At 67.7% G+C, this 13,341-nt stretch carries 2 protein-coding genes (1 of these 2 only partly in view); both read left to right on the top strand.

From position 1 onward, the window contains the following. Entirely contained in the window at nt 1–13,197 is a 13,197-nt protein-coding gene (locus IM816_RS06330; RefSeq protein ID WP_250340224.1) for an SDR family NAD(P)-dependent oxidoreductase, read from the top strand. Further along, on the top strand, nt 13,194–13,341 hold the 5' end (the start) of the coding sequence (locus tag IM816_RS06335) for an SDR family NAD(P)-dependent oxidoreductase (protein WP_250340225.1). Its footprint extends 12,401 nt past the window's final position; the window shows 148 of its 12,549 coding nt (coding positions 1–148); the start codon lies at nt 13,194–13,196; its stop codon lies beyond the right edge, outside the window. Before IM816_RS06330 ends, IM816_RS06335 begins: the two co-directional genes overlap by 4 nt.

Here is a 13,341-nt window from a genome sequence, read left to right on the forward strand (position 1 = left end):
ATGCAAGATCGCAATGGAAGTTTTCCTACGACGTCGCTGAGCCGCCAGGCACTGGCGCCGATCTATGCCGACCTCGCTGCCGGCCGGATCAGCCGCGCCGAGGCGCTGGATAGGATCGTGGCGCTAAGGCGTGCGCCCGCTGCCATCCGCGCACCGTTGGTGGTGGCCTCGCCAATGTGGAGCGCCAGCTCGCGCGGTGCGCTGGTAAGCCGGCGTTGGACCGAGCGTCGCGTCCTGCTGTTGGACATCGGTTCGGCGACAGCATTGACGACGCTTCTGCCGGCCGGTCAGGTCGAGACGCTGGAACTCCCATCGGCAGGCGATCCGCCCGCGCGCTATGCGGCGCTGGCCGCCGAATGCCTGCAGCGCGTGCAGGCGATGCTCGCCTCGCGTCCCTCCGGCGACGTGTTGTTCCAGGTCGTGGTGGCCGAAGGCGATACGGAAGCCCTGCAAGCTGGCGTGGCGGGTTTGCTGCGCACGGCGACACGGGAAAACCCGCGTTTCAAGGGGCAGGTCGTGTTCGTTCGCGGCGACGCCACCGCCGCGGCCATCGCACAGCAGCTTGAGCAGGCCCAGGCTCACGGTGACGAGGCGGTCATGCGTTTCGAGCGCGGAACGCAGCCGATGGGACTGCGTTGGCGCCCGGCCCCGGTCTCGATCTCCGTCGCACCCTTTCCCTATCGCGAGCATGGCAGCTACCTCATCACGGGTGGCCTCGGCGGACTGGGGCGTCTGTTCGCGCGGGACATTCTTTCAAACACGCAGCATGCGCGGGTCATCCTCACAGGTCGCCAGGCGAGTTCGGGCGACAGCGAGCCCCGCCTGGCAGCGCTGCAGGCCATCGGCGGCCAGCGCGTGAGCTACGTCTCGCTCGACCTCGACGATGCAGCGCAGGTGCAACGCCTGATCGACACGCAAACGCGTGACGGCCACCGGCTGCACGGCATCTTGCATGCGGCCGGCATGACGGCCGACAGCTTCATTCTCAAGAAGAGTGCGGACGAACTTGCCAATGTACTCGCGCCAAAGGTGCGCGGTACCTGGTTGCTGGACCGCGCCACCCGCGACCTCGATCTGGATTTCTTCGCGTTGTTTTCGTCCGTGGCGTCGGTCTTTGGGAATGTCGGTCAAGCCGACTACGCCGCCGCCAACGGATTTCTGGATGAATTCGCGACCTGGCGGCAGAAGCAGGTAGCGCTTGGCAATCGCCGTGGTCGTACGGTGTCGATCGCATGGCCATTGTGGGCCGAGGGCGGCATGCGTCTGCCGGAAGCGCACGATTCGGCCATCGCTGCACTCACCGGCGATCCGCTTTCGACGGAAGACGGCTTGCATGCGTTCCGCATCGCCCTCGCGTCGCCGTCACCACGCTGCATGGTGCTTGCAGGCGACGGCGCTGCTGCCGGATTGACCGATGGCACTGCGACCGCCGCTCGCAGCGCGGATGGCACGCGCCAGGATGCGGAAGGCGATCCCGCGCAATGGCTCGACAAGGCGCGGGACGTGCTGCGACGTGTATTCGCCTCCGTGCTGAAGATCGAGGCGACGCGCCTTGGCTGGGACACGCCGCTCGATCGGTTCGGCATCGATTCGATCGTTGCCATGCGCCTGACCGCCGAGATCGAGAAGGAGTTCGGGCCGCAGTCGAAGACGCTGCTCTTCGAATACCGGTCCATCGACGATCTTGCGCATTATCTCGTCGCATCGTATCCGGCGCGTTTGCAGGCGCTGGTTTCTGCAGGGCGACAGACGCGTTCGCGTGCCGCCGCACCGATCGTGCCGGCACGGCCGGTGCGGACGGCCGCTCCGGTTGCCGTGGGCGCTGCACCATCTCGCTTCGAGCCCATCGCCATCGTGGGTCTGAGTGGCCGCTACCCGGGTGCGCGCGATCTCGAAACCTTCTGGGCCAACCTGCGCGATGGCGTGGATTGCGTCGTCGAGGTGCCGGCGGATCGTTGGGACTGGCGGGACTACTACAGTGACGATCGCACGGCGGCAGGCCGGCACTACAGCCGCTGGGGCGGTTTCATCGAAGGTGTGGACGAATTCGACCCGCAGTTCTTCAACATCGCCCCGCGCGAGGCGCGTCAGATCGACCCACAGGAACGCCTGTTCCTGCAGCACGCCTGGATGGCGATCGAGGACGCGGGTTATACGCGCGCGGCGCTGTCTGCGGGCGGCGACGTCGGCGTGTACGTGGGCATGATGTACAGCGAGTACCAGCTGTTCGCGGCCGAAGCGAGCGTGCGCGGCCAACGCCTGGGCGTCGCCGGCAGCTTCGCCAGCACGGCCAACCGTGTGTCGTTCGCGCTGGACCTGCACGGTCCGAGCATGACGCTGGACACGATGTGCTCCTCGTCGCTGACCGCGATTCATCTCGCCTGCCAGGACCTGCGCCTGGGCCGCACGGCGATGGCGATCGCCGGTGGCGTCAACGTAACGATCCACCCGAACAAGTACCTGGCCTTGTCGGCCGGCCAGTTCATTTCCAGCGAGGGCCATTGCCAGAGCTTCGGCGAAGGTGGTGACGGGTATATTCCGGGCGAAGGCGTCGGCGCGGTGGTGCTGAAGCGCCTGGCCGATGCCGAGCGCGACGGCGACGTGATCCACGGGGTGATCCGTGGCAGTGCGTTGAACCATGGCGGTCGCACGAACGGCTACACCGTACCGAACCCCCAGGCGCAGGCGGCTGCGATCGAGCGCGCCTTGAGCGAAGCGGGTGTGGACGTGCGCCGGATCGGCTATGTCGAAGCCCACGGCACCGGTACGCGATTGGGCGATCCCATCGAAATCGCCGCCTTGTCGCGGGCGTTTGGTCCCGCGGCGGAGAAAGGTGGCTGCCTGATCGGTTCGGCCAAATCGAACATTGGCCATTGCGAAGCGGCGGCCGGCATCGCCGGGTTGACCAAGGTGCTGTTGCAGATGCGCCATGGTCAGGTGGTGCCCTCGCTGCACTCGGCACGGCTTAATCCGCATATCGACTTTGCATCGAGTCCGTTCACGGTGAACCAGACGCTGCGGGCGTGGGAGGCGCCGGTCGTCGAGGGGCGTCGGGCGCCGCGGATGGCGGGCCTGTCGTCGTTCGGCGCGGGTGGCTCGAATGCGCACATGGTGGTGGAGGCGTACGAAGCGACCGCGATGGCGTTGCCGGACGGTCCGGTGGTGCTGGTGTTGTCCGGCCGTACCGCGGAGGCCCTGCGTGGTCGGGTGAGCGACCTGCTGACCTACCTGGAAGACCGCCCGGCGGCCCTGGCCTCGGTGGCGTGGACGCTGCAGATCGGTCGTGAGGCGATGAACGAGCGGCTGGCCTGCGTGGCCGCAGACGTGCCGGGTGCGATCGCGCAGTTGCGCGCGTACCTGGAAGGCGAAGAGATCGAAGGCCTGTTCGCCGGTCAGGCGCAGCAGCATCGGGAATCGGTGGCATGGTTTGCCGAAGACGCGGAGCTGCGTGAAGCGGTGGCGCGCTGGGCGAGTGCGGGACGGTTGGAACGTGTGGCGCAGGCCTGGGTGCGTGGGGTGGAGATTCCCTGGTCAGCGCTGCATGGCGGCCGGACACTGCCGAAGACCAGCCTGCCGACATACCCGTTTGCCCGCGAGCGCTATTGGTTGGACCTGCCAAAGGCCGATATCGCACCGGGGGCATCGCGGCTGCATCCGTTGTTGCACGAGAACGTATCGGATCTGCGTGGGCAGCGTTTCCGCTCGCGCTTTGGCGAGGCGATCGGTGCGTGGGACGTGCTGGAAATGGCACGTGCCGCAGCCGTACGTGCGCTGGGTGTGGACGATGCCACACCGTTGGGTCTGTACGACGTGGCGTGGTTCGATACGCCGCGTCACGACGACGTGCTCGACGTGCAGGTGTGGCAGGACGACGACGGTGATGTCGTGCTTCAGGTGGTTCGCGCGGATGCCGATGCGTTGCTGATGCAGGGCGCGGTGCGCCTCGCGAACGACGACGTGGTGGCGAATGAGCCATCGCCAGACGACGTCCGCGTGTCCCTTGCACCTTTGCCAAACGCTGCTTCGTCCAATGCAGGCATCGTGCTGGGCGAGGCGCTGCTCGACGCCCTATTGGGTGCCGATGGCGAAACACATGCTGTGCTTACGCTCGACACGGTACACATTCGTGCAAATGTGTCCGCGGGCGGAGTGGTGCACATACACCGTCGCGTTGGCGAGGGTGGCCTGATTGAATTCGATGCCGACGTTCGCGATGCGCGAGGCCACGTCGCGATCGTGTTGCGCGGTTTGGTGGCAGAGCGCAAGCAGGATGGCGGCACCGCGTCCCGTGACTTGCCGACGATCGATGGCTGCATCTTCGATGAACCGACGTCCGGCGTGATCCGTATTGCATTGGCGTCGGCGCAGTCATGGGACGCCGCGCTGGCCGCACTGGACGGCGTCGAGGACGTGAAGGCGGTGGTGCTGACAACGACGGCCCACGACAGCGACACCTCGCTGCCCGCCGATGCGTTTGCTGCCACGACGACCCGTTTGCGCAACGCGGCGTATCCCGTTATCGCAGCATGCCTGGGCGACGCGATCGGCGCGTCATGGTGGCTGGCGTTGTCGTGCGATGCATTGGTGGTGTCGTCGGAGGGCCATTACGGTCTGGACGAGGCGTCGTGGAGTCTGGCGGGTGCGGTGCGTCGGCGGACGGGTGTGGTCGATGTCGCGGTGCGCCCCGGTGCCGCCTGGCAGGCGGCGGGTTGGAGCGGTCGCGTCGTGCCCGCGGCGCAGGTGGACGAGGAAGCGCTGTCGCTGGCTCGTGCGCTGGCCGAGAAGCCGGCCGACGCGCTGCGTCTGCTCAAGGCGCACCTGTGGCGTGGCGAGATGGACGCGCCTTTCGAGGTGTCCGCAGCCGTGGCCGATGCGCCGGCACTGGTCCGCGTGGATGCCCGCGAGGTGTCGGCGGTGCGCCGACAGCTAGACGAAGCGATCGCGCGTGGCGCGTCGTCGGTGGTGCTGTGGAGCGAGGTGGCGCCGTTCGAGGACGGCGTGGAAGCCAACGCCATCGCCTCGCTGTGCGCATGGCTGGCTGAGGCGCCGGTGCCCGTCGTGGCGGCATTGGGCGGCGATGCGCAGGGCGCGGCGTGGTTGGGCCTGCTTGCATGCGACGAGGTCGTGCACGCCGCCGAAGGCTGGTACGGCGCCCAAGGCGTGCTCGATGCCACGCCGTTGTCGGGGTGGGCGGGTGTGTGCCTGCCGTTGCATCTGGGGCATGAGGGCCGTCGGGCATTGCTGGACGGCGAGAGTCGCCAGGGTCGCGCGTGGCGTGGTGCGCAGGTGGCGAACGCGGGCGACGTATTGTCGCGAGCCCAAGCCCTCGCCCGTCGCTGGGCCGGTCAACCGGCCGCGGTACTTTCGGCCTGGCGCCAGGCACGTCGGGTTCCCTCGGTGGTCTGGGAATCGACGAGCGAAGCGCTGCCAGCGGCCGGTCCGATCACGTTGTCGAACGCGGTGGTGAAGGCCACGGCGCAGGCCGATGGCGTGCTGCTGATCGAGCTGTGCGATCGCGACGCTCGCAACATGTTCTCCGAGGCGCTGGTCCGTGGCGTGGAGGAAGCCTTCGCGCATGCGGCGAGCCAGCCGTACCGCGCGGTGGTGGTGACCGGTTACGACACGTATTTCGCTTCGGGCGGTACGCGCGAGAGCCTGCTGGCGATCCAGTCGGGGCAGGCCCGGTTTACCGACTTCACGATCTTCCGTCTGCCGATGAGCTGTCCGGTGCCGGTGATCGCGGCGATGCAAGGCCACGGCATCGGAGCAGGCTGGTCGCTGGGTCTGTTTGCGGACCTGGGGTTCTACGCGGAAGAAGCGCGTTACGTCAGCCCGTACATGGATTACGGCTTCACGCCGGGCGCGGGCGCGACCTTGATGGCGCCGGCACGACTGGGTCAGGCGCTGGGTCGGGAAAGCCTGCTGAGCGCGCGCGAATACACGGGTCGTGCGCTGGGCGAGCGTGGCGTGGGCGAGGCGGTGCTGCCGCGCGCCGAGGTGTTGCCGGCGGCACTGGCGTTGGCGTCGCGGATGGCGCGGCACCCGCGGCATCGACTGGTCGGGCTCAAGCAACTGTGGAACGTTGGCCTGGCAAACCGCGTCGACGACGTCATCGCGCGCGAACTGGAAATGCATGCGCGCACGTTTGTCGGCAATGCGGCGACCTCGCGGCGTATCGAAGGACGGTTTGGTCAGGCCGGAAGCGACAAGGTGCAGGCCACCGTCACGCCGACGCAGCGACCCTCGCCGCAGTCCGTCAAGGACACCCTGCGGCGCCTGCTTGCCACCGAGTTGCAGCTCGACGCCGATCGCATCGCTGACGATGCACCTTTCATCGATCTTGGCCTCGACTCCATCAGTGGCGTGAACTGGGTGCGCCGGATCAACGAGGCTTACGGGCTGGCTGTCGAAGCCACTCGCGTCTACAGCCATCCCACCATCGGTCAGCTGGCCGCTCACGTCAGCGCCAGTCTTCCCGAACCCGTGGCGTTGCAGGCACCGGTCACGCCCGATCCCGCGGAAACCACGCCCGCACCCGCCGTCACGACGCGCCGCTTGCCGGCGCCGCGCCGTCGTCCGCAAGGCGCGCCGGTCGTGCGTCGCACGGCGGAGCCGGAAGCAATCGCGGTCATCGGCATGGCGGGGCGCTTCCCGCAAGCGAACGATCTCGATGCGTTCTGGCGCAACCTGGCGGAAGGGCGCGACTGCATCGACGAAGTGCCGGCCTCGCGCTGGTCGGTGGATCGTTACTACCGTGCCGGCGCGGCGGAGCCGGGTCATACCAACAGCCGCTGGATGGGCGCGCTGGACGGTCACGATCAGTTCGATCCGCTGTTCTTCAGCATCTCGCCGAAGGAAGCGGAGCACATGGACCCGCAGCAGCGTCTGTTCCTGCAGACCTGCTGGCATGCGTTCGAAGACGCGGCCTATGGTCCGCGCAGTCTTGCGGGCACACGCTGCGGCGTGTTTGTCGGTTGTGCGGGTGGCGACTATCAACACCTGACGTCGGACCAGCGCCTGACGGCGACGGGCTTCACGGGTAACGCGAATTCGATTCTTGCCGGTCGCGTGGCCTACCTGCTCGACCTGCAAGGCCCCTGTCTATCGATCGACACGGCATGTTCGTCCTCGCTGGTGGCGATGTCGCATGCGTGCGAGAGCCTGGTCAACGGTACGGCGGACATGGCCCTGGCTGGCGGTGTGTACGTGATGGTCGGGCCGGACATGCACATCAAGACGGCGCAGGCCGGCATGCTGTCCACCGACGGGCGCTGCTTCGCCTTCGACGCCCGTGCCAACGGCTTCGTGCCGGGCGAGGGTGTCGGTGCCGTGGTGCTCAAGCGCCTGGCCGACGCCGAGCGCGATGGCGATCGCATCCACGGCGTGATCCGCGGTTGGGGCGTGAACCAGGACGGGCGTACCAATGGCATCACCGCACCGAACCCGGTCGCGCAGCAGCGCTTGCAACGGGGCGTGTACGAACGCTTTGCGATCGACCCGGCACAGATCCAGTTGATCGAAGCGCACGGCACGGGGACCAAGCTGGGCGATCCGATCGAGGTGCAGGCGCTCAAGGACAGCTTTGCCGCGTACACGCGGCGGGAAGGCTACTGCGCCTTGGGCTCGGTCAAGAGCAACATCGGGCACACGCTGACGGCGGCGGGTGTGGCCGGATTCCTGAAGCTGCTGCTGGCCCTGCGACATCGTCAGTTGCCCCCGACCGCCCAGTTCGAGCGCTTGAACGAGCACATTGCCCTGGAAGGCAGCCCGTTCTTCGTCAACGCGCAGCTGACGCCGTGGATGGTGGGGGAGGGCGAGCGTCGCCGTGCGGCGCTGAACTCGTTCGGCTTCAGCGGCACGAATGCGCATCTGGTGGTGGAGGAATACGACGCACCGGTGGTGGCCTCGCCCAAGGGCGAGGCCCTGTGTGTGCTCTCGGCACGCACGCCCGAGGCGCTGCGCACGTTGGCCACGGCGCTTGCCGAGCGGCTGGAGCGCGACGGTTCGGACTGGCTGGACCTTGCGTACACCTTGCAGGTTGGCCGTGAGGCCATGGAAGAACGGTTGGCGTTCGTGGCGGACGATGCGGCCACGGCCGCAGCACGACTGCGTGGCTGGTTGGCTGGTGAGCGCGGTGGCGTGCACGTGGGCCAGGCGGGTCGGCAGCGCGAAGCGGTGGCGATGTTCGCTGGCGACGAGGATCTGCGGCGCACGGCGGACGGCTGGTTGCGCGAGGGGCGTCTGGAGAAGCTGGGCGAATGGTGGGTGCGCGGTCTGGACCACGACTGGGCGCAACTGCATCGCGAGCGCACGCCTCGCCGTGTCGATGTGCCGTTGTATCCGTTCGCCAAGGAAACCTATTGGGTCGATGGTGCGAACAGCGCGGTTCCGGCGCATTTCGGCACGGCGCATCCGCTCGTGCACGAGAACGTCTCCAATCTGGATGTCGCCCGCTATCGCTGCCACGTGGCCGCGGTGAAGGGCGGCGTCGATGCCGCGACGGTGCTGGCATTCGTGCGTGCCGCCGTCGCCCGTGCACAGGAACGAGCGGACGAGGCATCGGTGGTGCTGGAAGACGTGGCCTGGGAACGCAACCCGGATGCCGCGGTTTCCTACACTGTCAGCCTGTGGCCGGACGAAGCCGGCGTCGCCTTTGAAGTGACGGCGGACGACGACGAGGCCATCATCGTGCATGGCCTTGCCGTTATGGATGAGAGCGCAGGCGAAGACCAGGCAAGCCGCGTCGTGTCGGAGATCGTGTCGAATGAGGCGCCCAGTACGCTGTGGAAGAGCGGCGTCGTATGGTCCCGCGACATCGGTGGGGCACGCGTGTCTCGTCTTGATACGCGCCAGAAGCCTCGTTTCGCGCTGGCGGCCGCGGCCGATATGGCGAGCGGTGAGAGTGCGTCGTTGGCACGCCCGCGCTTCACGCTCGGCGCACCGGATGCTTTCCAACCTGGCAGCGTCAACGCTGTCGCGGGCAGCTTGCGTATCACTGACATCGCACCTGCGGTGTGGACGCTGCACGTCACGATGGACGACGTGGGCTCGGTCGCGGCCTGGGCGTCTGCCGTGAGCGACGCGTGCGAGGTTATCGCCAAGGGCGACCTGCGCGCGCTGATCGTGATGGTCGACGGCGCGTCGGCAGCGGACGTCTCCGCGGCGTCCGTCTGGATGGCGTTCGTGAGGAACCTTCGTGACATGCCCGTGCCTGTGGTCGCTGCCGTGCGCGACGCGATCGGCGCGTCGTGGTGGCTGGCGTTGTCGTGCGATGCATTGGTGGTGTCGTCGGGGGGCCATTACGGTCTGGATGAAGGTTCATGGAGTCTGGCCGGTGCGGTGCGTCGGCGGACGGGTGTGGTCGATGTCGCGGTGCGCCCCGGTGCCGCCTGGCAGGCGGCGGGTTGGAGCGGTCGCGTCGTGCCCGCGGCGCAGGTGGACGAGGAAGCGCTGTCGCTGGCTCGTGCGCTGGCCGAGAAGCCGGCCGACGCGCTGCGTCTGCTCAAGGCGCACCTGTGGCGTGGCGAGATGGACGCGCCTTTCGAGGTGTCCGCAGCCGTGGCCGATGCGCCGGCACTGGTCCGCGTGGATGCCCGCGAGGTGTCGGCGGTGCGCCGACAGCTAGACGAAGCGATCGCGCGTGGCGCGTCGTCGGTGGTGCTGTGGAGCGAGGTGGCGCCGTTCGAGGACGGCGTGGAAGCCAACGCCATCGCCTCGCTGTGCGCATGGCTGGCTGAGGCGCCGGTGCCCGTCGTGGCGGCATTGGGCGGCGATGCGCAGGGCGCGGCGTGGTTGGGCCTGCTTGCATGCGACGAGGTCGTGCACGCCGCCGAAGGCTGGTACGGCGCCCAAGGCGTGCTCGATGCCACGCCGTTGTCGGGGTGGGCGGGTGTGTGCCTGCCGTTGCATCTGGGGCATGAGGGCCGTCGGGCATTGCTGGACGGCGAGAGTCGCCAGGGTCGCGCGTGGCGTGGTGCGCAGGTGGCGAACGCGGGCGACGTATTGTCGCGAGCCCAAGCCCTCGCCCGTCGCTGGGCCGGTCAACCGGCCGCGGTACTTTCGGCCTGGCGCCAGGCACGTCGGGTTCCCTCGGTGGTCTGGGAATCGACGAGCGAAGCGCTGCCAGCGGCCGGTCCGATCACGTTGTCGAACGCGGTGGTGAAGGCCACGGCGCAGGCCGATGGCGTGCTGCTGATCGAGCTGTGCGATCGCGACGCTCGCAACATGTTCTCCGAGGCGCTGGTCCGTGGCGTGGAGGAAGCCTTCGCGCATGCGGCGAGCCAGCCGTACCGCGCGGTGGTGGTGACCGGTTACGACACGTATTTCGCTTCGGGCGGTACGCGCGAGAGCCTGCTGGCGATCCAGTCGGGGCAGGCCCGGTTTACCGACTTCACGATCTTCCGTCTGCCGATGAGCTGTCCGGTGCCGGTGATCGCGGCGATGCAAGGCCACGGCATCGGAGCAGGCTGGTCGCTGGGTCTGTTTGCGGACCTGGGGTTCTACGCGGAAGAAGCGCGTTACGTCAGCCCGTACATGGATTACGGCTTCACGCCGGGCGCGGGCGCGACCTTGATGGCGCCGGCACGACTGGGTCAGGCGCTGGGTCGGGAAAGCCTGCTGAGCGCGCGCGAATACACGGGTCGTGCGCTGGGCGAGCGTGGCGTGGGCGAGGCGGTGCTGCCGCGCGCCGAGGTGTTGCCGGCGGCACTGGCGTTGGCGTCGCGGATGGCGCGGCACCCGCGGCATCGACTGGTCGGGCTCAAGGCGTTGTGGAACGTGGGGCTGGCCGAACGGGTGGACGAGACCTTCGCGTGCGAGCTGGACATGCACGACAAGACCTTCGTGGGTCGCGACGATACGTCCCGTTTCATCCAGGCGCGTTTCGAAGCCCTGGCGAAGACGCCAGCACCGAAACCTGCCGCGTCGAAACCCCTGCCCGCCGCCGCACCCATGGCCTCACCGACGAAGGTGGCGGTGCGTTCGCCCGATGCGGTCGCTGCAAAGCTTCGCCAGGGGCTCGATATCGAGCTGCATCTGCAAGGCCGGCCGATCGACGACGACATGGAGTTCATCCAGCTCGGCCTGGACTCGATCAGCGGTGTGACCTGGGTGCGGCGGATCAACGAGGACTTCGGCACCGCGATCGAAGCGACGGCGATCTACAGCTACCCGACGATCCGGCAACTCGCGGCCTATATCGCGTCGCTGTTGCCGTCCGAGTCGGTCATGGAGGAAACCGCACGGAGCGAGGCACCCGCCGCCACGCCCGCGCCATCGCGACCCGCGCTGCGCCGACGCGTGACGTCGCGTCAACGGCAGGCTTCGCCAGCGCAGGCGATGGACCGCATTGCCATCATTGGCATGTCAGGCCGCTATGCCGGTGCGGACGATCTCGACGCGTTCTGGCAACAGATCGTTGAAGGTCGCGATGCGATCCGTGAGATACCCGCGTCGCGCTGGGCTATCGACGATTTCTACGACCCGAACCCCGAGGCGCCCGATCGCATGATGTCGCGCTGGCTGGGCGCGATGGACGACGTCGATTGTTTCGACACGTTGTTCTTCCGCATCTCGCCCGACGAAGCGGAGCAGATGGACCCGCAGCACCGTCTGTTCCTGCAAGAGGCGTATCACGCCTTCGAAGACGCCGGCTATACGAGTCGTGCGTTGAGCCGTTCGCGCTGTGGCGTGTACCTTGGCATCTCGACGAACGACTACGCCTTGCTGCTCGCACGCAGTGGCGTGGTCTCCGCACCGGTCACGGCCAACAGCTACTCGATCGCCGCGGCCCGCATCGCCTACCACCTCAATCTCAACGGTCCGGCGATCTCGGTCGATACCGCCTGTTCGTCGTCATTGGTGTCATTGCATCTCGCCTGCCAGGCGCTGCGTACCGGGGAGGTGGACATGGCCCTTGCGGGCGGAGTGAGCCTCTGGCTGGCTCCGGAATCGTATCTCGCACTCAGCCAGGCGGGTATGTTGTCGCCGAGCGGTCGCTGCAAGGCGTTCGATGACAGCGCGGACGGCATCGTCATGGGCGACGGCGTCGGTGCGCTCGTGCTCAAGCGACTGGCGGATGCGGAGCGCGATGGCGACCGTATTCTTGGCGTCGTAGCGGGTTCCGGGATCAACCAGGACGGCCGAACGAACGGCATCACGGCGCCGAGCGCCGTGAGCCAGGCCGAACTGGAGCGCGACGTGCATCGCCGCTTCGGCATCGATGCGGATGGCATCGACTACGTGGAGACGCACGGCACGGGTACGCCGCTGGGCGATCCGATCGAACTGGAAGCGCTGGCGTCCGTGTTCCGTGAAAGCACGTCCCGGCGCAACTACTGCGCGCTGGGTTCAGTGAAGAGCAACATCGGCCACACCTCGTCTGCCGCTGGTGTCGCTAGCGTGCAGAAGGTGCTGCTCTCGCTGCGCCACGCCACGATCGCACCGACCCTGCACGTCACGCGCGAGAACCATCACTTCGATTTCGCTGGATCGCCGTTCTTTGTCAATCGCGAAGCCACGCCGTGGCCCACGCGTGAGGATCGCGTGCGCCGCGCGTGCGTCAACTCGTTTGGCTACAGCGGGACGAACGCCCACGTGGTGATCGAGGAATACCGCGCGTCACGACCTGCCGTTACATCGAGTCGTCCCGCGTCGCCGGGCGGTCAGGTGGTCACGCTCTCGGCGCGCGATGCAGAGGCGTTGGTCCGTCGCGTGACTGACTTCGCCGCGTGGCTGGAGGTGCATCCTCACGCCGACGTCGCAGCCATCGCTTTCACGACCCAATGCCGGCGCGACGCGATGGATGCCCGCGTGGCACTCGTCGCGACCGATGCGCGTGGACTGGCCCAGGCCGCCAGGACGTGGCTCGAACGTGGCGTGCGGAAACACGTACGACCTGACGACGCGGCCCTGGCTTTGTGGCTCGCCACGCGCGACATGACGCGTCTTGCCGAGGCGTGGGAAGCGGGGATGGACGTGCCGTGGGATACGTTGCATGAGGGAGCGCGGATGGTGACGTCGCTGCCGCTCTATCCGTTCGCCCGCGAGCGCTACTGGGTGGGTGGCGCGTCAGTCGCGGCACCGGCAGCAGCACCCGCGGTGGGCGATGCCGCGTGGATCGAGGAGGTACTCGGGCGCGTAGAGAACGACGAGCTCGATACGGCACAGGCGGTGGCACTGCTGGGCGCACTGCAATGAACGAACGAAAGGGAACGGGTATGGTGAGCTTCATCGAGTTCGTGGTCTCGGAATGGAAGGGGCGCCGTCTCTCGCGGGCCGATGCCGCGGAGCTCATCCGGCAATTTTCCAGCCGCAGGCAGGGCGAGCGCTCGCTGCATCCAC

Origin of the sequence: Luteibacter flocculans (genome assembly GCF_023612255.1) — a bacterium.
Taxonomy (GTDB): Bacteria; Pseudomonadota; Gammaproteobacteria; order Xanthomonadales; family Rhodanobacteraceae; genus Luteibacter; species Luteibacter flocculans.